The sequence below is a fragment of the Saccharibacillus sacchari DSM 19268 genome, from assembly GCF_000585395.1.
GTDB classification, from domain to species: domain Bacteria; phylum Bacillota; class Bacilli; order Paenibacillales; family Paenibacillaceae; genus Saccharibacillus; species Saccharibacillus sacchari.
The window spans coordinates 2,017,226-2,038,925 of the sequence record NZ_KK073875.1 but is presented as its reverse complement, the minus strand read 5'-3'; the positions used below and the strand labels follow the sequence as shown (position 1 = coordinate 2,038,925).

Sequence of the window (21,700 nt, the reverse complement as noted above, 5' to 3'; positions counted from 1 at the left end):
TAGCATCGGAATTCAGGAGATAAGTTCATAGGAGGCGTTAAACCATGGCAAAGGTATTGGTTTTCGGTCATAAGAATCCGGATACGGACACGATCGCGTCGGCGATTGCGTACGCGGAATTGAAAAAGCAGCTCGGCGTGGACGCGGAAGCGGTTCGTCTGGGCGAAGTGAACGGCGAAACGGCGTACGCGCTGAAGCATTTCGGCGTAGAAGCTCCCCGTCTCGTCGAAACGGTAGCGGATCAGTCGGAAGGCGTGATTTTGGTCGACCACAACGAAAGCCAACAAAGCGCCGTCGATATCGCGGACGCGCACGTGCTTGAAGTCATCGACCACCACCGGATCGCGAACTTCGAGACGGCTCACCCGCTGTACTACCGCGCCGAGCCTGTAGGTTGCACCGCAACTATCCTGAACAAGCTCTACAAAGAGAACGGAATCGAAATTCGCAAGGAAATCGCGGGTCTGATGGCTTCGGCGATCGTATCCGACTCCCTGCTGTTCAAATCGCCGACCTGCACCGAGCAAGACGTTGCGGCAGCGAAAGAACTGGCGGCAATCGCGGGCGTTGACCTCGACGCGTACGGCCTCGACATGCTCAAAGCCGGCGCGGACCTGAGCGGCAAAACAGCCCTTGACCTGATCTCCATCGACGCGAAAGAATTCACGATGGGCGGCAGCAAAGTCGAAATCGCGCAAATCAACGCGGTTGACGTGAACGAAGTTCTGGAGCAGCAAGCCGAACTCGAAGAAGCGTTGAGAGGCAAGATCGTCGACAAAGGCCTGGATCTGTTCGTTCTGGCGATCACCGACATCCTCAACAACGACTCCGTCGCGCTCGCGATCGGCAGCAAAACGGACGCGGTCGAGCGCGCTTACGGCGTCACGCTGGAAAACAACACCGCCCTGCTCAAAGGCGTCGTTTCCCGCAAATCGCAAATCGTTCCGGTTCTGACGAAAGCTTTCGAAGCTTAAATTACCGATTCGCATTCGGCTCGATTCTCGTTTAAGCTCGGCTTGAACGTCATGCAATCGACAACCGCAACGCACGGCGATCCGCTCGCCGATAACCTGAAGGCACGGCGACTTGTTCGCTGTGCCTTTTTGCGTGCGGAAATCGCCGATCGCCGTGCTTGACGCGGAAGTTGCCACGGCTGCAAAAGTGACTGTTGCCGATCAGGTTGCTGTTTTCGGAATTCTAACGGATCGAGACGACGCTTAGCAGGCTTTTGGAGCAGTGTAGGATTTTTAACGGATTGAGGTGACGCTTAGCGTGAAAATGAGCTTGATATTGGCGAAAAAAACGGCAAAAAAAGCTTCTAACGGACATGCGATCCGTTAAAATCGCAGCGGGGGTTGATTTGGGCTTTTGAAGGACATACAATCCGTTAGCCCAGCCCAGCCCAGCCCAGCCCAGCCCAGCCCAGCCCAGCCCAGCCCAGCCTCATTTGCCCCTTGCCGCACCCGGGCCAACATTTCCCCGCATGGGCCTTTCGCCTTTCCCCTACATCCTCTATACTGAAAACAAGAAAACCCAAACAAAAACACGGTCAAAACGCAGAAACGAGCAGCATGCATAAGCAATCTGTTTTATCCGTCTCGCCTGATCCATACCGACGGCTGCGGCCGATGAACGAACGAATCGAGGGATGCTTGTGCTGGGATTTGAGCGCAGAGAGAAAATTATCGAATTTTTACGCCGGGACCAAAAGGTATTTGTCGCCGCTTTGAGCACCTTGTTCGAAGTCACCGAGGAGACGATCCGCCGCGACCTGGAGAAGTTGGAGAAGGAAGGCATCGTGACGCGCACCTACGGGGGAGCGGTGCTCAACGTGCACACCAACGAGGATCTGTCTTACCAGACTCGCCACACGACCAACCTGCCGGAGAAGAACGATATCGCCCGCAAGTTGGCACGCCTTATTTCCGACGGCGATACGTTGATGGCCGACCCGAGCTCTACCGTGTTCGAGGCGCTGAAGGAACTCGGAACGGCCAAAAAGAACCTCACCGTCATTACCAACTCCAGCATCATTTTTTCCGAATATGCGAAGCTGGGCCACACCGTCATCTCGACCGGAGGCACGCTGCGTCCGCACTCGAACTCGCTCGTCGGCGCCGTCGCCAACGAAACCGTGTCCAAGTATGTCGTCGACACGGCGCTGTTCAGCTGCAAAGGGCTATCGACCGAATACGGAGCCACCGATTCGAACGAACCGGAAAGCGAGCTGAAGAAGCGCATGCTGGCACAGGCGCGCAAGACGGTCCTGCTGGCCGATCATACCAAATTCGACAAAGTCGCGTTCGTGAAGCTCTTCGATCTCGGCTCCGTCGATTATCTGGTCACCGACCGTCAGCCTTCGGACGAATGGATGGAGCGGTTGGAGAAGCTTGGCGTCGAAGTGATTTGTTAAGGATCGGTTTGTAAAAAAGAAAAGGGAGCGCGGCGCCGGACCGGCAACGAAACTTAGGCGCGCTTCCGGCAAAAAGACCGCCCGGGTCGTCGCAAGACGCCGGACGGTCTTTTGATGCAGCAGGCTTTTTCAGGGGGATTAGGAGCTGAGCTGATGGCTGGCATACACTTCGTCGGCCGGAACGGGCTTGCTGTAATAGAAGCCTTGAGCGGTGAAGCATTGCAGCTCGCGCAGCAGCTCGGCCTGTTCTTCATGCTCGATGCCTTCCGCGATGATGCGAAGACCCAATTGGCGGGCCATCGTGAGAATCATCTCCACGATCGCGCGGCTGTTTTCGTTGGTCGTGATGCCTTTGATGAAGGAACGGTCGATTTTCAGGCAATCGATCGGCAAGGAGTGGAGGTAGCTCAACGAGCTGTAGCCGGTTCCGAAGTCGTCGAGACTGACCGCGATTCCGACTTGCTTGAACTGTCTCAGAATGGCGATAACCTGCTCTTCGTTGTGCATCATCGCGCTTTCGGTCACTTCCAGCTCCAGCAAGCGCGTATCGAAGTTCAGACCCTCCAGCGTGGACATCACATTTTCGACAATGTTGCTTTGCATCAGATGGATTTGCGAGAGGTTGACGGCTACCGGAATAGAAGGTCTTCCTTCGCTGATCCAGGCCTGCATTTGGATGCAGGCGGTGCGCAGCACCCAACGCTCCAGCGGCACGATCAGTCCGGATTCTTCCGCAATGGAAATGAACTTCAGCGGCGGTACCATGCCGAGCGTCGGGTGCTGCCAGCGCACGAGTGCTTCAAGGCCTACGATTCCGCCGGTACGCGTGTCTACCTTCGGCTGGTAGAACAACACCAAGTTCCCGTGCTCGATTGCGCTCTGAAGATCACGCTCCAGAATTAAACGCTCGTGATTTTCTGCCGCGCGGTCGTGATCGAAGAAAACAAACCTTCCTCCGCCCCGGCTTTGCGCATCGAATCGAGCCAAATCGGCATTTTTAAACAAAGCTTCGCCATCGGTTCCGTCTTCGGGAAAGCGCGCAATCCCGATACTTGCCGACAAGCTGACCATTTGCTGTCCGATGCGGAACGGATGCGAAAACTCGTCGCCGACGCGTTGCGCAGCGTAAATCGCATCGAATTTAGACGGCACGATCGCAATAAATTCGTCTGCCGTGGAACGCGACAGGAGGGTACCTTCGGGCAATGCGCTTTGAAGCTTATGGGCAGAGCGCCGAATCACTTTATCTCCGAATTCGTGTCCGAACAGGTCATTGACCTTTTTAAAACGGTCAAAGTCGATAAAGAATAGATGGAACGGTTGAACATTCGCGGAGTTTGTCAGGCTTTCAACGCATTCGCGCACGTATTTGCGATTGGTCAGGCCCGTCAGATCGTCGTGATAGGCCAGGTGCCGGATTTTTTCTTGCGTGTTTTTGCTCTCGGTAACGTCTTTGGCGATGCTGTAGGAGCCTGTAAAACGACCTTCGATCAGAATGGGTTGGGAAGTCAGCAGCAGGTGCATGGAGTTGCTTTCGGCGTCGATCAACTCGACGTCGATCTCGTCCGAGAAACCGCTCAACACTTTGCCGAAATGCGCCTGAAGTTTCTTTTTTTGGCCTTCGGGCAACCATTCGCCGGACAAACGGTCGGGCACGCCGCCGGGAAGCGACTTGAGCAGTTCGCGTGCCCGGTCGTTCATGTCCGACAACTTGCCGTGTTCGTTGAGTGCGATGACGGCATCCGGATTGTTGGAGAACAACGACATGTAATGGGTCTCTTTTTCCCGAATTTGTTGAAGCTGCTTGCTCGAATCGCTTTCGCGGTAGCGATCGGTCAGAATGAGCAAGCCCGCCGCGATTGCGAATAGCAGAATATAAGGGATTTGACCGTCGGACATCCCGAGCGGAGCCAACTGCGGATCGGGAGGCAAAGCGGATAAGGCAAGAACGGGAGCGATGGAGGTAATCGCCAGTGCGCAGAAGAGCATGCCCGGAATCGGAAACCGTTCCAGCATTCGACCTTTTCGTCGAGTGATGAGCGACAACAAGCGAAGCAGCGGGAACAGTACGCAAAATAACCCGATGACGGCCATGAGGAAGGGTTCGGGCCTCCAATCGACGCGGCCGAAATTCATGTAAATGCTGGAATAATCGATCGCAATGATCAGCACCGTAAGCACAAGCGCGCCTCCCAGCGAATATAAGGCGCCCACGCGCTCAAGGCTTGACACGCGAAGGGCCAATAGGCAAATCAACATGCCGGCTGCCAGCGGGAACAGCAAGGCGAAAAGATTTGTGGCGGGGTAACTGTCGGTCAAAACCGAACGTATGCCGAAAAATTGATTGCCGCCCAGGAAAAAGCCTGCCAGCAGCAACAGGGGAAGACGTTCGCGTCCCAACAGAATTCGCAGCGAAGACGCGGGGCCGGCCGTCAGCAATAAAATAGTCAAGCAGGCCGCAAGGGCACAGAGCATGGCCGCTCCGAGGTAGTACATATTCAGCTCGTTCATTTCAAAGTAAAAGTTCATCTGCATTCAGCTCTTTTCATGTAAAAAAATCGCTCACTTCCTTATATCGACGAAATTCGACTAAATGGATAGTCCGATTTTATAAGTTGCTTCAGGATCGGTGAAAAAGGTTTTGGATTCGAAAAAAATAAATGTATACTATTGGTAAATGACCGCGCGCGGAAGACCGGCAGCAGCGTTCGAACAGCCGAAGCGGAATATGCGGCAGAGCGAGGGGAATGGGATGAGCAAGCAGCCGGAACAGGGAACGACAATCTTCGAGAGAATCTACAAACAGTCTCCGGTCGGCATCGCCGTGCTGGCGGTAGGCAGAGGGCATCTGTTATATGCGAATGCCAAATTGGGTCTGATCCTCGGGTATCGCGAGGAGGAACTGATCGGTTTGGAGTTCATGGCATTGCTGCATGCCGAAGCCGCCCCGGAGTCGGAACGTGCCAATGCGCAGATTCGCGAAGCGATCGCCGATCCGGAAGACCCGCTGGAGTTTGAACGCCGATGTCAACGCAAAGACGGGAGCTTTGTCTGGGTGTCGTTCCATTTAGCCGAATTGGATGCGGCGGACGGGCAGCCGGGGCGCTGCGTGATCGTACATGCGCTTGACGTGACTACGGAGTATAAGGACCGTCAGCAGCTGATGGAGAGCAGCGACGCTTATGAGATGCTGATGGACAACACCCGCGAAATGATTACGCAAAGCTCGATGGACGGGCGTTTATTATATGTTTCGCCGTCCGTGAAGACGTTGGTCGGCTATACGCCCGAAGAGATGATCGGGCATTATCGCTCGGAATTTTATCACCCTGACGAGTTTCAAGCGATTTCCGCTTTATCGGTTGAGGATGCGCAGGGCCAGGTATTGATGCGCCGCATTCGCCACAAGGACGGTCGTTATCTATGGTTCGAGACCATGTTCCGCATCTTGCGCGGGCGAATCGGAGAAGCGGACACGATCATGGGCATCGGACGGGACGTCACGACGCGCAAAATGTACGAAGACATGCTTGACGAAGTGCAACGGATCGCGCATATCGGTTCCTGGGAATGGAATCTGGCGGAAGAACGGATTCATTACTCCGAGGAGACGCTGCGCATTTTCGAAGGGGAATTGGTTCAGGACGAGAGCTACCCGAAGTCGCTGCTGCGCATTCTGCATCCTGCGGATCAGGCGCCTTTGCTCGATTATACGGAACGAATGCTGCGCGGGGAGGCCGAGCCTTATATCAATTATCGGGTCATCTTGTCGGACCGGACGGTCAAAACGATTCGGAGCCAGTACGAAGTATCTCGGGGACCGGACGGCGAGACGCTGCGCATCATCGGGATGACGCAGGATATCACGCAGCAAGCGACTATCGAAAATCTGATTCGCGAGAGCGAGCAGCGATACAAATCCTTGTTCGACTATAATCCGTCCGGCGTGTACGCGTACGATCTGGAAGGGCGATTCGTGACGGTGAATGCAGGCCAAGAGCGGCTGACCGGTTATTCCGAGAGCGAACTGATCGGTCTTCCGATTGCGGAACTGGCGGTGCCGGAGCACCGGGAGCGGGTGGAATCCGGTTTCGAGAGAGTCAAGCGCGGCGAAGCGCAGACGTATGAAGTGTGTCTGGTTCGCAAAGACGAAAGCCGGATCGATGTCAGCGTGACGAACACGCCGATTATTGTAGACGAGAGGGTAGTCGGCGTTTACGGCATTGCCAGCGACATCACCGAGCGGAAGCGGCATCTGGCCCAGATCGAAAAACTGAGTTATGAGCATACGTTGATCCTGAACTCCGTGTCCGAAGGGATTTTCGGGACTGATTTTGAAGGAAAACTCGTATTTATCAATCCGACAGGCGCGGAGATGCTGGGATGCCGTCCGAATGAAGCAATCAACGGGCTGGATCTGTCCCAAATTCAACAAACCAGTCAGGACGGCATTCAATACGACCCCAACGGTTCTCCGCTCATGAATGCACTGCGCACCGGAGAAGCCCATCAGGACAGCGAATCGGTATTCTGGCGCAAAGACGGTTCAAGTTTCCTGGTCTCCTACCGGGTCACGCCGCTATACGATCAAGGAGAGCGCAAAGGCGTCGTCGTCGTTTTTACCGACATCACGGGCGAGAAGGAAATCATTCGGGCGAAAGAATCGGCGGAACGTGCCGATCGCGCAAAATCCGAGTTCCTGGCGATCATGAGCCATGAGTTGCGTACGCCGATGAACGGGGTCATCGGGATGGCTACGCTGCTTGGCGAGACGGAACTTGACGAATCCCAGCACTCTTACGTGGATATCATCCTTCAGAGCAGCGAGAACCTGATGCATATCCTGAACGAAGTGCTGGACTTCAGCAAGATCGAGGCAGGCAAAATGACCTTGAGCCACGAGCCCATGCAGATTCGGCACGTGCTGGACCAGGCGATCGACCTCTTCTCGTCGCGGGCGGCGGAAAAAGGCTTAATGCTCACGGCCAGCGTGGCGCCGTCCGTGCCCGAGGTGTTGGTCGGAGATCCGGACCGCGTGAGGCAAGTGCTGGTTAACCTGATCAGCAACGCGATTAAGTTTACGGATGAGGGCGGCGTCGCGGTCACGATCGAACCGGGGTTTTTTCATCCCAACAATGTGCTGACTTTGGAGGTGGCGGTGCGCGATACGGGCATCGGCATCCCGCCGGATAAGCAGGGCTTGTTGTTCCAATCGTTCTCCCAGATCGATCCGTCGATCAATCGGAAGTATGGGGGAACAGGACTCGGTCTTGCGATCTGTCAGAAGCTGATTGATCTGATGGACGGCTTTATCGGGGTGCAAAGCCGGGAAGGCGAAGGATCGAACTTCCACTTTACGCTGCCGCTGCATATTCCGGGCGAAGAGCCGGTGTTTGAAGAAGAACCGACGGGCTTGGAAGGGTTGGGGGAGCGGCTTACGCAGGCTTCCGCTCGTGAGCGCCGAGAAGAGCCGGTGGCGGAATCGATCGCTCCTGAAGGCGACCTGCGAGCGCTTATCGTGGAGGATCATCCGGTTAATTGCCGTTTGTTGAACGAGATGTTGACCAGGTTCGGTTGCGCCTGCGATGTGGCTCATAACGGCCGCGAGGCGATCGAAGCTGCAATGGCGCGCCGATACGATCTGATCTTCATGGATGTGCAGATGCCCGAGATGGACGGATTGGAGTCCGCGGCCCGGATTCGAGAGTTGTTTGCGGGGGAAGATCCGGTCATTGTAGCGGTTACGGCCTTTTCCGATAAGGAGAATCAGGAGCGGTGCCGCAAGGCCGGGATGCAAGACTTTATCAGCAAGCCGCTATTCGTGGAAGAAGTCGAATCCTTGATTGAAAAATGGAAACGCCGGATTGCCCGCACGGGAGTCTAGTGAATATGGCGAGTCGTACCGACTGCCCGAAGCTTTCGGGTACGGACGACTCGTTTTTATTTTTTTATGCGCGTCGCTATCTTCCTTGTATGTGGGTAATAAATCTTAATTCGAAACGACCGTGGCTGGGAGAGGTCCGTGGATCGAATACAGACAAAACACTGCCGAATTCGTTAAAATGGATACAGGCAAAGCGAGGGGGAGTGCAAAATGCGATGTGTACAATGCGGAACTGAACTGCCGGAAGGCAGCCGTTTTTGCAGCAGCTGCGGCGCGAAGCAACCGGAAGCGTCGTCCGAATCGAAGGTACGGGAGTTGGACGCCCGAACAGGCACTGCCCCGGGTTGGGGAGGTGACGAAGCGAGCGCGGGGCAGCGGGACCCGTCGTCTAACGCGGCATGGCCGGAAGCGCGCAGTATGCCGCATCCTTCCGTTACGGGGGTCGGCGAGACGCCGAGACTGCGACGAAGCTCAGAACCGGAGGAGTCTGTAAAAACTGAAACTGTGCCTCCTCCCGTAAGGGAGCCGATTGCTGTAAGGTTAACGAAGCCGGATGGCGAACAGGGAGCATCCGGGAGGCGGTCCGTAGAGTCCGGAGGGTTGTTTGGTACCGGCGAGTCTGCTCCGCCGCAAATGCGGCCCGTACCGCTTTCTGGAGGGGATACTCGCTTCGCGCCGCCGCATGCGCCGATTGCGGGGCAGCGTCCGGGCGTCCGCGATCCGAGTGCTTCTGAACGTCCTGCTGCGGGGAAAAAGAATCTGGTTCCCTGGATCGTGCCGCCGCTACTCGCCGTTTGCGTTGCGGGTGTATTGATATGGCAGGTGGGCCATGAGCGCGGGGTCAGTGCCGAAGCTGCGGGAATTCAGCGTTCTGCTGCGGATGCGGCATTGGGCGGCAACTACGAGATTGCGGAGTCCAAGCTTGGTGAAGCGTTGGACAAACGTCCGGATGATCCGGGGATCCGGTCCGACTTGCAAGCCGTGCAAACGATCCGCCGTCTGGATACGCAGCTTACGGAAGCTCAGCGGATGCTCGGAAGCGCGGACGCGTCCGGAGCAGCTGCAAAGCTAAATGAAGTCGAGCAGGAACTTTCTGAGCTGAAAGGCGGCGCTTACAACCGTCTTCGCGCTCGTTTTGACAAGTTGCGCAGCCAGGTAGAGGAGGAATCGGCATGAAAAAACAGGCGATCATTAGCATTGTAGTCAGTGCAGTCGTCTTGCTGGCCGGTTCCGCCGGCTCATATGCCATTCATCGAAGCTATTCGGTGAATGCGGGTGAAGGGTCTCTGCTGGCTGACGCAGCGGGCGGAACCGAACTTGCCTCGACGCGGGTAACCTCCGGTTCAGCGGCGGATAATGGAGGTTCCGATGACCCCGCCGATTCTTCGGGCGGAGGTGCGGACTCGGGAAACGCGACCGATGACGAGACGTCGAATGATTCAGCCGGGCAAGGCGGCGAGGATGACGGCTTGACGCTTAAGCAAATCATCTCTACGGTCGGCGAAAAGGTCGTCATGATCGAAACGGCAGACGGATCGATCGGATCGGGCTTCCTGTACAATGATCGGGGCGACATCCTGACGAACGCTCACGTGGTTGCGGGATATGCGGATGTTACGATCACCATGTCCGACTCCGATCAAATGCCGGGCACGGTTATCGGGATCGGCGAAGAAACGGATGTCGCGGTGGTGCGAGTACCGGATCTTGAAGGCGTGGAACCGCTGGAGCTGAAGCTTAATGCCGAAGCGGAAGTCGGAGACGAAGTGTTGGCGCTCGGCAGCCCGTTGGGCTTGCAGAACACAGTCACGACAGGCATCGTCAGCGGCGTCGATCGAACTTTCGATATTGCGCCTTATTACTATGAAGGCTTGTATCAAATCTCCGCGCCGATCGCGCCCGGCAATAGCGGCGGGCCGTTGGTTGACCGTCGAACCGGGCAGGTGCTGGGGATCAACTCGGCGGTTACCGACGAAGGCGGCATAGGTTTCAGTATCCCGGTGATCAGCATTGTCGATTCGGCCAAAGGCTGGTCCGACAGCCCGATGGACGTGTTGCCGGCGCCGGATTACGGATATGACGAATACGGCCTTCCGACAGACGAGTACGGCGATGATTATTATGGCGACGATTACGGCTACGACGATGTTCCGGTAGATGCAACCGAACTGGAATATGCGTCCGAGGACGTCCTGTATGCCTTTTACGACGCGGTTGCGCTGCAAGATTACAAGACGGCCTATAATCTGCTGGGCGCCGAGTGGCAGGCGAAGCAATCGTATAAGAACTTCGCTGACGGCTACAAGGATACGCTCGGCGTCTATCTCGATTACTGCATCGGCGTGGAAAACGGGGACGGAACAGTCAGCGTCTATGTCACGATCTCGGCTGACGAGCGCGCAGAAAGCGGAGGCACGACGACCGAATTCTACGATCTCGTCTACCAAGTGGGCTATGAGGCCGGAGACGCTTCGGACGTGCTGAAGATGATCAGCGGCAAGTCGGAATAAAAGCATTGATTTTGGAATCGGATAGAGGAGGATGCAAGATGGCAAGCATTGAGCGCAAGGAACATGCCTTCGTCATGATTAAAGACGGACAGGAAGTCGGTAAGGTGAATTGGACGGTACGCGACGACGGGGTACTGATGGTCGATCATACGTTTGTGGCCGAATCCATGCGGGGTCAACATGCAGGCGAGCAATTGGTAGAGCGCGTTGTGGATCTGGCGCGCGAAAGCGGAGTGAAGATCGAGCCGGTTTGCCCGTTTGCGGAAGCTTTGTTCAAACGGAAAAAGGAATACGAGGATGTTTGGCAAAAAGACTAAGCGTTACAAGTTGATTCAACACCCTGTTGTCCGCGGAAAATGGACGCAGGGTATTTTTATGTCTAAATGTTCACAAATTAAATTACGAGCAATGTTGACTTTGAAATCTAAATAGAATACAATTTGATTGTAAACAATTTATATTAAAGAACGGTGCATGACCCAAAATAACGGAAGCGAAAAGGAGAGAATTTAGATGAGCGCATTGTATACGGCAACAGCAACAGCAGTAGGTGGACGTGACGGTAAGGTTACTTCTTCGGACGGTATTATCGATATCAGCCTGAAAACGCCAAAAGGTCTTGGCGGCCCGGGCGGAGACGGTACGAACCCTGAACAACTCTTCGCAGCTGGTTACTCTGCTTGTTTCGATAGCGCCCTGAACATGGTCATCCGCATGCAGCGCATGAAGGAAGTGACGGGCACGAGCGTCACCGGCGATGTTTCGATCCTGAAAGACGCTGCGGATAACGGCTTCAAGCTCGAAGTTACGCTGAATGTAAAAATCGAAGGCGTAGACGCGGAGACGGCTCACAAGCTGGTTGAAGCGGCTCACCAAGTATGCCCGTACTCCAAAGCAACCCGCGGCAATATTGATGTGACGCTGAACATCGTTTAATATAAAAGGATCGGAAATCCTTCGCTTGCGAAGCGAAGGACGCAATAGCAGCAGGAGGACGAGACATGCGGCAGAACAGATTGTCTTTCTATCCGTACACTCAATGGGAGACCGGCATTCGGTCTCCCTCTTCTGCATGCGGTCCGGCCGCTATCGCGGGGATCGTCGGCTTTTGGGAAGAACGGTTAGCCCGAAAAAGCGGGAAGCCGTTCGGCCGGCTGCCTGCCGATCCGGTGCAAGCGGTAAACGATATCTACGCATTTAGCGGCGGAACGCCGCTTGGCATGCCGGCTCCGGTGCTTGCGTTCGCGTTGCGGAGGTTGCTGAACAAGCGGTTGCGAGACAGCGGATTGCCGGGGCGCGCAGCAACCCGGCGGCTTAGCGGATTCGAAGCCTATTGCGCGGAGATTGATGCAGGGCGCCTGGTGGCCGTAAAGTTCGACAAATGGTTTTCTTTTCGTTGGTGGGGCCAACGGCCTGCGTTTGATTATCATTGGACGGTAGGCTGCGGTTACCGGATCGAGGACGACGGAACAGCATTCTTGCTCGTGCATGATGCGGGCGGTCGCGGCAAAGACGGTACGTTTGTACGAAGCCGCGAGCGGCAGATTGCGTACGAACCGCATAAGGGCGTGTTGACGATGGTGGGTGTTCAGGTGAAGTTGGAGGGCTGCGGGGAAAATTCGCTGCATCCGCTGTCTCACCCGGAAAGCCGCTAGACGGGATTTCGGGGGAGAAGCTTTCCGGGTTCAAAGGCGAATGAAGCTGAATTTTCTCCTCCGCGCGCAGCTTCAGGTTTTTTTAGGAGAGAAAGAAAAAGAAAAAGAGAAGAAGCCCTTTTCCGAATGGGAAAGGGCTTCTTTGCCTGTATTTATTATTCGCCGGAAGTATCCGTTTCCGTATCTGTCGGTTCTTCGGAAGCGTCGGTGCCTGCATCGGTTTCCGTGGCTGCGCCGCCCGAGGTGGCTTCGGCCGGGACGGCGATTTCGCCTACTTCGTTTTGCTTGGAGTAGGTGCCGTCCGTATTGGCTACGATGTGCAGGGACTGTTCGGACACTTGAAGCGTCGTATCAAGCTTGACGCTGGACGAGGTCAGTTGGTTGGTGGACTTGTCGATCATCAGGCTGTAGCTGACGCTGCCTTCGGAGCCGCTTTGCAGTAAAGCGGACAGCTGGTCGGCTTGGGCGGAATCGCCCATTTGGCGTGCCAGGGAAGCTTGGATCAGCTTGCCGGCTTCTTCGCCGCTTGCTTCAAGGCTCAGCATGTAGGCATTATCGTCTTCGGTCAGCTTGAGGCTATCCTTGTAAGACTCGAGCTCTTCGAGCAACGGAGCCGGATCGAGGATTTCGGTCGTGATCGACACGTCTTCGCCTGCTTCTTCAAGATTTTGCGTCTTCCATGCGCCGTCGTTGCTTTTGGTATGTAGTTCGTTACCGGCTGCATACAATTCGGTCGAGCCTTGTTGGCCTTGGGATAGCGTATCGATCTTCAGTCCGTATTGGACTTCCGGCTTGGCGATCACGTCGCCCGTGATATCGATAGCGGTCTCTGTCGGGTCGGGTGCTTCCGCGCCTTCCGCGGCAGGTTGTTCAACCGTGTAGCTTGTTTTCGATTCGATGGCATAACTCTCTAGCGCTTGAGCTTCTTTTACAGCGAGATCGTAGACCGAAGCGGCCGTTTGCGTCGTTTCGCCGGACGGTTTGGCTTCTTTTTCGGTGTCGGTCGTTGCGCTGTCCGCCGTGCAGGCTGCCGAGAACAGCAACAGCGATAAGGCGCTGATTTTGAGCGTGTTAGCGAGGTAATGCCGATTGCGGTTTCTTTTTGCCGAGTACATGATGATCCCCTTTCGACTTGTGCGATACTTATAACCTTACCATTTTCAACTTGCGAAGTAAAAAGTTGACGTCTTTCTTTCGGCGTAAATATTTCAAATTGTTGTCACTTAACATCAAAGCTTTGGCGCGATATAATAGTTAACGACAAAATTTAAGGAGAATACGCCCTTTATGAGCTCACCCAACGAAAACGAGAATTACCGTCCGACCACGAATCGCAACTTTGCCGGGCTGATTATTACCGTTTCTATCGTTGCGAACATCATCATCCTGTTGTTGTTCTTCTCTCCGATCGGCTATCAGGGCAGCGTGCATTTCGATCTCACGATCTTCCCGCGGTTGAACGCCATCTTTAACAGCTTTACGTTTATTTTCTTGGTCTGCGCCTTGATTGCGATCATCCGCAAGAACGTTCCCGTACACAAGGCCTTTATCGTAGCGGCTTTTGTTTCGACGCTGCTGTTCCTTGTCTCGTATCTGACGTTCCACTACATCTCGCCGGAGACGACGAAGTTCGGCGGAGAAGGCATTCTGCGTCCGATTTACTTCTTCATTCTGATCTCGCACAGCATTCTGGCAGCGCTAATCGTGCCGTTGGCTCTGTTCACGCTGGTATTCGGCTGGACGATGCAAGTGGCGAAGCACCGCAAAATTGCTCGTTGGACGATGCCGATCTGGCTGTACGTAAGTTCTACGGGCGTTATCGTGTATCTGTTCATGGCTCCGTATTACTGAGTTTTACCCATCTGATCGATGGAGGCAACATAAGCGTATCCGCGAGGTGCGTTGATCTGGGAAGTTGAACAGATCAACGGGCTGGCGGATACGTTTTTTTGTTAATTGGGCAAAAATTAGAGGGCGATAAAGTCGCGTTGGCGCGGGGAAGCGAGAAGACTGCGAGAGAAATTCGTTTCGGTCGCGTGTTGAAATCGAGAAAATGGATTTAAACTTTGGTTGGTTTTTTCTCGATTTCAAAGGCGAACGCTATCGCTCCTACACTGAATTTCTCTCTCCGTCTTCTCGCTTCCAGCTACGTTGGACTTTATTGATCCTCTAATTTACTTTGGGGGAGGGATGATGTTTGGGTATAAAAAATTTTAATTTGCCGATGTTAGGTTGGTTATGGTATAAAACTTGACAATATCCATACATGGATTTGCGAAATCAAAAAACGCCATTGGCGCGAAGGGGAGGAAGTTTTATGCTGGAACAACGTTTGCCGGAGCTGTTGCACAAGCTGCCGAAAGTCGATCTGCACCTGCATTTGGATGGAAGTATTCGGGAATCGACGTTGTGGGAGATTGCTGCCGAACAAGGTATAAAGCTGCCTGCGCCGAGCGCTGAAGAGCTTGTACCTTTCATGAAAGTAACGGAAGAATGCCGGAGTTTGCTGGAATATTTGGAAAAGTTCGATTTCGTGGAAGGTTTCTTGCATCAAGAGCATGTGCTGGAGCGTATCGCGTACGAGCTTGTTGAGCAGGCGGCCGAGCAGAATTGCCGATATATCGAGGTTCGTTTCGGTCCCCAACTGCATCGTTCGGAAGGGTTGAGCTGCGAAGAGGTTATTGATGCGGTGCTGCGCGGATTGCGTCGCGGGGAGGCGGAGTTCGGCGTTACGGCACGCGGGATCGCGGCTTGCTTACGTCATCACTCTCCGCACCGGAACATGGAAGTGATTTCGGCTGCCGCAGCTTTTAAAAATCAAGGGCTGGTTGCCGTTGATCTGGCAGGGCCGGAAGCGGCGTTCCCTGCGCATTTGCATCGGGCCGTGTTCGAATATGCACAACTATTGGACATGCCGGTGACGATTCATGCGGGCGAAGCGGGCGGCGCGGAAAATGTATACGAAGCGGTCACGCGTCTGGGCGCGACGCGAATCGGCCATGGCGTACGCTTGCGCGAGGACATGAAGGTGCTGGAGCTGGTGCATGCCCGAGGAATCGTACTGGAGATGTGCCCGATCAGCAATTATCAGACAAAGGCGATGGACAGCTGGGAGGTCTATCCGATTCGCGAATATTTCGACGCAGGACTTAAGCTGACGATCAATACCGATAATTTGACTGTATCCGACACGTCGCTGGCGAAGGAGTATGGCGTATTGATCGAAAAGTTCGGGTTCACGATATCGGAGATCGGAACGCTGATCCTGAATGGCATAGATGCCGCTTTTCTTCGCCCGGAAGAGAAAGCGCGTCTGCGAGCCGAGTTTTTGAATGAGTTTGCGTCGCTTGGATTGAACCCGACCGTGCTCGCTGCACCGTCGCAGACTTCGGCAACCGGCTAAAAATGTCTTTGAAAACGGAGAAAAATCACATTAAAGCGCTTTCTTGTTGGTGTAGACTTAAGCTACTAGGCACACATCAATAAGGGGGCGCTTTGTCATGTTCAGACGTAAATGGCGCAAGCGGGCGAAACGGAATGCGCTGATGCTCGGACTCGTCGGGATGGTGATGCTGACGGGATGCACGACGGTACGCGAAACGATGGGACAATTGCAGATTTACGGAAACAACGAGTTGATTGCGCAAAGCGGAGATCGCTACAGCTATAATTTCCGCGAGGGAGAAGCGCATTCGGAAGGCACGGAACTCGGCTTCAAGCAGTTTACGGGCAAGCATACGTTGTGGACCGTGGATGCACCCGAGAATTCGCAATTAACCTTTCACTTGGATTTGGGGATCGACAACGGGAAATGCAAGCTGGTGCATGTGATGCCCGGCGGCGATGTCGTGAAATTGGCGGATGCGAAGAGCGGCGCGGGAGTCATTACGGTTGAATTGCCAGAAGGCGAGAATACGATCAAGTTAATCGGGAAAAAGGCTTACGGCAATCTGAAAGTGGAATTTAGCGATAAAGGAACGGCTCAGGTGCATGCGGCTTCGAGCGAGGATAGGGCGATTGAATAGATCACATCATATTCGGGAAATAAAAAACCGGAAGCTCCCGAAAAGGAGTTCCGGTTTTTATGTTGTATAGCGGAAAGTTGCTCAAAAAATCTCTATTAGGCTTTCGCCGCTTCAAAACGCGCGATTCGTTCGAGCTTGCGCGTAATTTCTTTTTGCCATTTCTTGTCGCCTGCCTGAACGGCCACATTTAGCAGAACCAAATAGTCGTCAAGGGTAAGGTTTACTCTGGAAGTCGATGGTTGCATGCGATTGTGCTCCTTTAAATATAAAATGACCGTACGGGGAATGATAATCATTATCACGTTTATCTAAGTCCTATTATCCATATTTTTAAGCAAAATGCAACGAGTTAGTGAGCACAAATGTTGAACGATTAGAAGAAATGCCTTGAATTTGACGAAAATTTGAAGATTGATTCTGTTGGAGAGCGGTTCTGGCTTCGAATTTGAGCCGTAACGAATCGAAGCATCAAGGCGTTTATGGGGAAAGCAGGCGGGAGTTCGGGCTTCCGGGAAGGAGCGGATTTTGTTTCGACATTATCGGACGGCGTATTGGGGATTTATCGGCTTGGCGGTTGCCGTAGCGGCTTGTTGGTTATTCAACGTTGCCTATTATCGGGAATCTCAATTGGAAAAGCCGATCTTTCTCGATCATTACATTGAGGCGGAAAGCGGCAGCGGCGCAATCTTCTATCTCTACGTGTTGGAAAATCGCGGGGCAGGCAATCGCGTGGAACGCATCCGAATTCCCGGACTTGAAGAAGCGAGGGTAAGCCTTTCATGGCGCGATACCTACCGTTATCAAGAGTTGGCGCGCTTTGAAGTCTTTTTGGATCAGGAAGCGGCTTCGGAAATTTATTTTGAAAATTGGGAGAACGCCGAGGAACCGATTGTGATCGAGCAGGTAGAGGCCATGTACACGGATGGCAGCGTCTTGAATGAAAATATCGGGGAAATTCGGCTTTATCCGAGACTTTATAGCACCGATAAGCCGCTGTCCGCTCAGTATGCGGCTATGCAATCGCAAAGCGGCCAGTCTACGGTTATGGCTCAGGAAGACTTGAAAATAGCAGGCGTCGATTACGATGATGCGTCAAGGCTCGGCAATCGCCTGGAGTTGTACTGGGGTCAGGGGAGCGAAGTCGGGGAATGGGATTTCGAACGGCCGGAGGACGAAAGGATTATCGGCAAGCCGATCAACGAAGTCGAATTTCCGATCGGGTTGAAACTCGGCGAGGACGCGACCGTTCGCTATCGTTTTCAAGATGCGACCGCACACGACTGGACGAAGGTGTACCGCTTGCTCCCGCGCTTTCAGGTTGAGACGAAGCAGGAAACCGTCGAAGCCCGCCCCATGGTCGTGCAGTATGATCCTTATCCGAGCGAAGACGAGGTGCGGCAGTTTGTCGAAGAGAGGAGGGATCATCCGTGAAGCCGGCTTTTGCAAACTTATTCTGGGGATTGCTGCTCGTCTTGGTCGATATTCGCCTCTCCGCATTCGATGTATTCAACGATACGGTAGGCTATCTATTGATTGCTTACGGCATGCACCGGATCAGCAAGCCTATTCCTTTATTTCGCTTCGGACGTTGGCTCGCCGCGCTGTTAGCGATCATCTCGATCCCCGCTACCTTTTCCGAAAAATCTGTCTCTTTGTTCGAGCAGCCGCTCTTACTGGAAGGAACGTGGTGGGAAATCTGGATTTCGGGCGTCTTGGGCGAGTTCGCCTTGCTCCTTCTCGTCTACACCTTATGCGAAGGCCCGAGCCGCCTAGCCAAATCCCGAGGCGAGAACGGCCTGTTCGAACATATGCGCGGCAGTTGGTACGTCTACCTATTCTCCGTTGTCCCGTTAATGCTGATCTCTCCATTTTTGCTTAATTTCGACATCGGAGCCCTCCCCGTCATCCTGCTTATCGCAGGCGGCGTCAGCCTAATCGCCATGCTCCTCATCCTTTACGGCCTGATCCGCGCCGGCCGCGACTTGCAAAGCATCAACCCCGACCGCCGACTCGATATCAGGGTCTAATGATATATTCCTATCCCAAACCTTACATATCCGGCGACGAAGCGAACGAGCACCAAATAAGTACACGCGAAAAAAGGCTTCGCCTCTCACTCTAATCCAGTGAAAGGCGAAGCCTTTTTTTCTTTTTGCAAATGAAACGATGCGTATTTCATACGTCTGGAACATATGTATTCTTCTTCCCTAAACCTATAAAAAAACACGAAGTCTGTTATTTCCAGAAGCGATAGGCGAAGGGAGAAATTCAGTGAAATACAGGATTTCGAAGAAAACCTGCGGTAACATCAAGCTTTATGTTGGCCTTTGAACGCGGAAAGCTGTAAGCTTTCTGCGTGAAACAGCGCCTTGAACGAATTTATCTCTTCGCCGCCCAAGCTTCCCCACGAACAGGAACTTCGTTATTCCCGCGACAACCACACTCGCAGCAGCGAGAACAACTTTTCCACATCCAACGGCTTGCTGATATAGTCCGATGCCCCGGCCTCCAGACACAGTTCGCGCTCGTCCTTCATCGCCTTTGCCGTCAATACGATGATCGGAAGCTCCGCGAACATCGGCTGGGACCTAAGCGACCGCATGGCCTCATACCCATCCATGACCGGCATCATAATATCCATCAATACCAGATCGTAAGCCGGATCGCGCGCCAGGATTTCCAAAGCTTCGCGTCCGTTTTCCGCAATGCCGACCTCGGCTCCGCGGCTTTCCAGAGCGACCGTGATGGCGTAAATGTTACGCGCATCATCGTCGACGATCAACAGACGCCTGCCCTTGAAAATCTTATGATCTCCTTCCTGCTCCCGCGGCAATTGAATCGCGGACATTTCCTCCAAGCTCTCCGAATCGGACTGATCCTCCGTCGGAGACGAGGATACCGGCTCGGCGGAAACTTCAATCGATTCCGCTGCGGACCGGGTTGCGTTTCTGAGGTCGGTCGGCAAAAGAACGGTAAAGGAGCTTCCCTGTCCAGGCGTACTATTCAGCAAGATCGTCCCGCCCAATAAGCGAGAGAATTCGCGGCAGATGGAGAGACCCAGACCGGTTCCGCCAAATCGCCGCTCTGTCGAACCGTCCGCTTGTCGGAACGCTTCGAAGATCAACTCTTGCTTCTCCGGCTCGATCCCGATCCCGGTATCCGTCACTTCGATCTGAATCCCGCTGCGTCCACCTTCCGAACTTGGCAAGGTAGTTGACGCAATACGCAAAGTCACCTGGCCTTCGGAAGTAAACTTGATCGCGTTAGACAGCAGATTTTGCACGATTTGCTGAAGTCGTCGTCCGTCGGTCCAGATCAGCTTCGGCAAGCCGGGTTCCGTGGTAATTTCAAACGCCAGATCTTTTTTCTTCGCAACCTCGTTGAACAGACTTTGCATCGCTTGCGGCAATTCCGTCAGATTATAGGCTTCGATCGTGACCTCCATCTTGCCGGATTCGGCTTTGGCCAGATCCAGGATGTCATCGATCAGACCGAGCAGATCGTGTCCCGAGCTGTAGATCGTCGTCGCGTACTCCCGTTCCTGATCTGTCAGTACGCCGTCTTCCTTCTCCGAAAGAAGTTGGGACAGGATCAGGATGCTATTGAGCGGGGTACGCAGTTCATGCGACATATTGGCAAGGAACTCCGACTGGAACTCGGCGCTGAGCAGCAGATCGCGCTGCGCGATCTCAAGCAGCCGGTTTTTTTCTTCGACCTGCAAGTTTGTACGCTCCAGCCCGTCGTTGACCGTGCGCAGCGTTTCCTGTTGGGTACGAAGTTCTTCCGATTGAACTTGAAGCTCTTCGGTCTGACTTTGGAGTTCTTCTTCCGATTGCTGGGTTTGCCGCAGCAATCGATCCACTTCCATCCGGCCCGATACTCCGCTGATCGCGATGCCGAGCGTTCCGACCAACTGCTCGATTAATCTCCGCTGCGCGGAGGTGAAGACGTGCTGTGAAGCCAGTTCTACCACGGCCTCGACGCGACGTTCGAAATGAACGGGGGCAACAAGGAGGCTTCGAGGAGGCATTTCTCCCAACCCCGAAGCGACGCGCAAGTAATGCTCCGGCAAATCCTCGATCAATAGAGATTCTCCGCTGGTCGCAGCGCGTCCGACCAGCCCTTCGCCCATCTTGAACGCGGCGATCGAGGCCTCTGCGGCATAATCGGAAAAGGAAGCGATTCGAACCAAGTCCTTTTCGCCGACCCGTAAATAGAAGACGCCGTAAGCCGCTCCGCTGAGCGGAACCGTCTTTTGCAGAAACGTCGACGCCAATTGTTCAACGGAATTGATATTTTGATACAGTACGAAGGATTCGGCCAAAGTGGTCTGAATCCAGGTATGTTCTTCAAGATTCGCCGTCATTTCTCGCTCTTGACGGTTATGATGTTCCAACGAAGCGGCCATCGCATTAAACGAAGCCTCGATATCGCCGATCTCGTCTTGAATTCGGGCATCCAAGCGCGGCAAAGACGCATTTTCCTTGAAGTCCGCGCTGCGCATCACATTGCTGACATGCTGCAGTCTGCGAGCCGTGCTGCGAATCGTCCAAAGGCTCAGCATAGCTGCTGCGGCCAAGAGCAAAGGAGCCGAAATCGCCATGCTCCACAGCATAGTGCGCGCCGCGTTGCCGCTGTCGGCCCGGGCTTCGCTCAGCGCGTTTTGCTGTGCGGTCTGAAAAGCGTCCAGGTTTTCGACCAACTGCGCCCGAAACTCTTCGGTTTTGCTGCTGGGTTCGGCAATGGTTCCTTGAGGCGCGTCTTCGAGAATTTCGGCGGTCATTTGCTGAGCGGCATCCAAATAACCGTCGTAAGCGGTACGGATCGCCGCCAAACGAACGATGCCTCGCTCGCTCACGTCAAAGCGTTCCACGATCAGCAGACGCTCCAGCGATAGTTGGCGATATTCGGCAATTTTGTCGAGCCGTTGCTGAATTTCTACCGGATCATCCTCGTCGCTCAAGCGACCAAGCTCGCTGTCGAGCGCGTAGAAGGCGCTGCGCAGATCGGAGCCTGCTTTTAACTTGTCATAGCGTTCGGCGATCGCGATATTGACGGAACGATCGATCGAGTAGAGAAACGAAGCGGACACGGCCAAGATCAACAGCATGATGGCGAACAGGGAACCGAACCCCAAAAGCTGCCTTGTCTTATAGCTCAAGTGAGTCTCCTCCAGACTGGTTATGAATCGGTCAAACGGACTTGAAAAAGCT

General features: G+C 54.1%; 17 protein-coding genes. 13 read left to right on the top strand and 4 right to left on the bottom strand.

Annotated features, from left to right (window positions below; all coding sequences use genetic code 11):
* The first annotated feature begins 44 nt into the window (after positions 1–44).
* Positions 45–974: a manganese-dependent inorganic pyrophosphatase gene (locus tag SACSAC_RS08685; protein ID WP_037285359.1), complete on the top strand. Its 930-nt coding sequence runs from the start codon at positions 45–47 to the stop codon at positions 972–974.
* Between the two features lie 680 nt (positions 975–1,654).
* Positions 1,655–2,413, top strand: a complete 759-nt coding sequence (locus tag SACSAC_RS08680; protein WP_037292453.1) for a DeoR/GlpR family DNA-binding transcription regulator — start codon at positions 1,655–1,657, stop codon at positions 2,411–2,413.
* A gap of 138 nt (positions 2,414–2,551) precedes the next feature.
* Here SACSAC_RS08680 and SACSAC_RS26980 read toward each other — a convergent pair whose 3' ends face one another.
* A complete protein-coding gene (locus SACSAC_RS26980) occupies positions 2,552–4,942 on the bottom strand; it encodes a putative bifunctional diguanylate cyclase/phosphodiesterase (RefSeq protein WP_051506986.1) in 2,391 nt (796 codons plus the stop codon).
* Positions 4,943–5,165: 223 nt separating this feature from the next.
* Between SACSAC_RS26980 and SACSAC_RS08670 the strand changes: the two genes are divergently transcribed.
* From SACSAC_RS08670 to SACSAC_RS26975, 6 genes are all read left to right on the top strand, one after another.
* Positions 5,166–8,297: a PAS domain S-box protein gene (locus tag SACSAC_RS08670; RefSeq protein WP_051506985.1), complete on the top strand. Its 3,132-nt coding sequence runs from the start codon at positions 5,166–5,168 to the stop codon at positions 8,295–8,297.
* Positions 8,298–8,507: 210 nt separating this feature from the next.
* A complete protein-coding gene (locus tag SACSAC_RS08665; protein ID WP_037285358.1) occupies positions 8,508–9,473 on the top strand; it encodes a zinc ribbon domain-containing protein in 966 nt (321 codons plus the stop codon).
* Positions 9,470–10,807 carry a S1C family serine protease gene (locus SACSAC_RS08660; protein ID WP_037285356.1) on the top strand — a complete coding sequence of 446 codons (1,338 nt, stop codon included), beginning with the start codon at positions 9,470–9,472 and terminating at the stop codon, positions 10,805–10,807. Before SACSAC_RS08665 ends, SACSAC_RS08660 begins: the two co-directional genes overlap by 4 nt.
* A gap of 38 nt (positions 10,808–10,845) precedes the next feature.
* Positions 10,846–11,124, top strand: a complete 279-nt coding sequence (locus SACSAC_RS08655; protein WP_037285355.1) for a GNAT family N-acetyltransferase — start codon at positions 10,846–10,848, stop codon at positions 11,122–11,124.
* Positions 11,125–11,320: 196 nt separating this feature from the next.
* A complete protein-coding gene (locus tag SACSAC_RS08650; RefSeq protein WP_037285353.1) occupies positions 11,321–11,743 on the top strand; it encodes an organic hydroperoxide resistance protein in 423 nt (140 codons plus the stop codon).
* A 65-nt stretch (positions 11,744–11,808) separates the two neighbouring features.
* Positions 11,809–12,462, top strand: a complete 654-nt coding sequence (locus SACSAC_RS26975) for a hypothetical protein (protein ID WP_051506984.1) — start codon at positions 11,809–11,811, stop codon at positions 12,460–12,462.
* Positions 12,463–12,617: 155 nt separating this feature from the next.
* Here SACSAC_RS26975 and SACSAC_RS08640 read toward each other — a convergent pair whose 3' ends face one another.
* Positions 12,618–13,577, bottom strand: a complete 960-nt coding sequence (locus SACSAC_RS08640; RefSeq protein ID WP_037285351.1) for a DUF6612 family protein — start codon at positions 13,575–13,577, stop codon at positions 12,618–12,620.
* 172 nt (positions 13,578–13,749) lie between these two features.
* Here SACSAC_RS08640 and SACSAC_RS08635 point away from each other — a divergent pair, with 172 nt between their 5' ends.
* The 3 genes from SACSAC_RS08635 to SACSAC_RS08625 all read left to right on the top strand — a co-directional run bounded on the left by SACSAC_RS08635 (position 13,750) and on the right by SACSAC_RS08625 (position 16,487).
* Positions 13,750–14,313, top strand: coding sequence for a DUF420 domain-containing protein (locus tag SACSAC_RS08635; protein ID WP_037285349.1), 564 nt, complete (start codon positions 13,750–13,752; stop codon positions 14,311–14,313).
* Positions 14,314–14,779: 466 nt separating this feature from the next.
* Positions 14,780–15,865, top strand: coding sequence for an adenosine deaminase (add, locus tag SACSAC_RS08630; RefSeq protein ID WP_051506983.1), 1,086 nt, complete (start codon positions 14,780–14,782; stop codon positions 15,863–15,865).
* A gap of 97 nt (positions 15,866–15,962) precedes the next feature.
* Positions 15,963–16,487: a hypothetical protein gene (locus SACSAC_RS08625; RefSeq protein ID WP_037285347.1), complete on the top strand. Its 525-nt coding sequence runs from the start codon at positions 15,963–15,965 to the stop codon at positions 16,485–16,487.
* Positions 16,488–16,582: 95 nt separating this feature from the next.
* Here the strand turns inward: SACSAC_RS08625 and SACSAC_RS28210 are convergent, their stop codons facing one another.
* A complete protein-coding gene (locus tag SACSAC_RS28210; RefSeq protein WP_169833762.1) occupies positions 16,583–16,732 on the bottom strand; it encodes a hypothetical protein in 150 nt (49 codons plus the stop codon).
* A 280-nt stretch (positions 16,733–17,012) separates the two neighbouring features.
* Between SACSAC_RS28210 and SACSAC_RS08620 the strand changes: the two genes are divergently transcribed.
* Both SACSAC_RS08620 and SACSAC_RS26970 read left to right on the top strand, forming a co-directional pair.
* Positions 17,013–17,918, top strand: coding sequence for a hypothetical protein (locus tag SACSAC_RS08620; RefSeq protein WP_037285346.1), 906 nt, complete (start codon positions 17,013–17,015; stop codon positions 17,916–17,918).
* The gene (locus SACSAC_RS26970; protein ID WP_051506982.1) at positions 17,915–18,514 is read left to right on the top strand and encodes a hypothetical protein; all 600 of its coding nucleotides are present in this window, start codon (positions 17,915–17,917) and stop codon (positions 18,512–18,514) included. The genes SACSAC_RS08620 and SACSAC_RS26970 overlap by 4 nt, the downstream gene beginning before the upstream one ends.
* A gap of 395 nt (positions 18,515–18,909) precedes the next feature.
* Here the strand turns inward: SACSAC_RS26970 and SACSAC_RS08610 are convergent, their stop codons facing one another.
* The gene (locus SACSAC_RS08610) at positions 18,910–21,648 is read right to left on the bottom strand and encodes an ATP-binding protein (RefSeq protein WP_037285345.1); all 2,739 of its coding nucleotides are present in this window, start codon (positions 21,646–21,648) and stop codon (positions 18,910–18,912) included.
* Positions 21,649–21,700: the final 52 nt, after the last annotated feature.

What these genes read in the sequence shown, in the direction of transcription:
- SACSAC_RS08685 (WP_037285359.1), top strand. Translation starts at nt 45, where the DNA reads ATGGCAAAGGTATTGGTTTTCGGTCATAAGAATCCGGATACGGACACG.
- SACSAC_RS26980 (WP_051506986.1), bottom strand. Translation starts at nt 4,942, where the DNA reads ATGAACTTTTACTTTGAAATGAACGAGCTGAATATGTACTACCTCGGA.
- SACSAC_RS08670 (WP_051506985.1), top strand. Translation starts at nt 5,166, where the DNA reads ATGAGCAAGCAGCCGGAACAGGGAACGACAATCTTCGAGAGAATCTAC.
- SACSAC_RS08665 (WP_037285358.1), top strand. Translation starts at nt 8,508, where the DNA reads ATGCGATGTGTACAATGCGGAACTGAACTGCCGGAAGGCAGCCGTTTT.
- SACSAC_RS08660 (WP_037285356.1), top strand. Translation starts at nt 9,470, where the DNA reads ATGAAAAAACAGGCGATCATTAGCATTGTAGTCAGTGCAGTCGTCTTG.
- SACSAC_RS08655 (WP_037285355.1), top strand. Translation starts at nt 10,846, where the DNA reads ATGGCAAGCATTGAGCGCAAGGAACATGCCTTCGTCATGATTAAAGAC.
- SACSAC_RS08650 (WP_037285353.1), top strand. Translation starts at nt 11,321, where the DNA reads ATGAGCGCATTGTATACGGCAACAGCAACAGCAGTAGGTGGACGTGAC.
- SACSAC_RS26975 (WP_051506984.1), top strand. Translation starts at nt 11,809, where the DNA reads ATGCGGCAGAACAGATTGTCTTTCTATCCGTACACTCAATGGGAGACC.
- SACSAC_RS08640 (WP_037285351.1), bottom strand. Translation starts at nt 13,577, where the DNA reads ATGTACTCGGCAAAAAGAAACCGCAATCGGCATTACCTCGCTAACACG.
- SACSAC_RS08635 (WP_037285349.1), top strand. Translation starts at nt 13,750, where the DNA reads ATGAGCTCACCCAACGAAAACGAGAATTACCGTCCGACCACGAATCGC.
- add (WP_051506983.1), top strand. Translation starts at nt 14,780, where the DNA reads ATGCTGGAACAACGTTTGCCGGAGCTGTTGCACAAGCTGCCGAAAGTC.
- SACSAC_RS08625 (WP_037285347.1), top strand. Translation starts at nt 15,963, where the DNA reads ATGTTCAGACGTAAATGGCGCAAGCGGGCGAAACGGAATGCGCTGATG.
- SACSAC_RS28210 (WP_169833762.1), bottom strand. Translation starts at nt 16,732, where the DNA reads ATGCAACCATCGACTTCCAGAGTAAACCTTACCCTTGACGACTATTTG.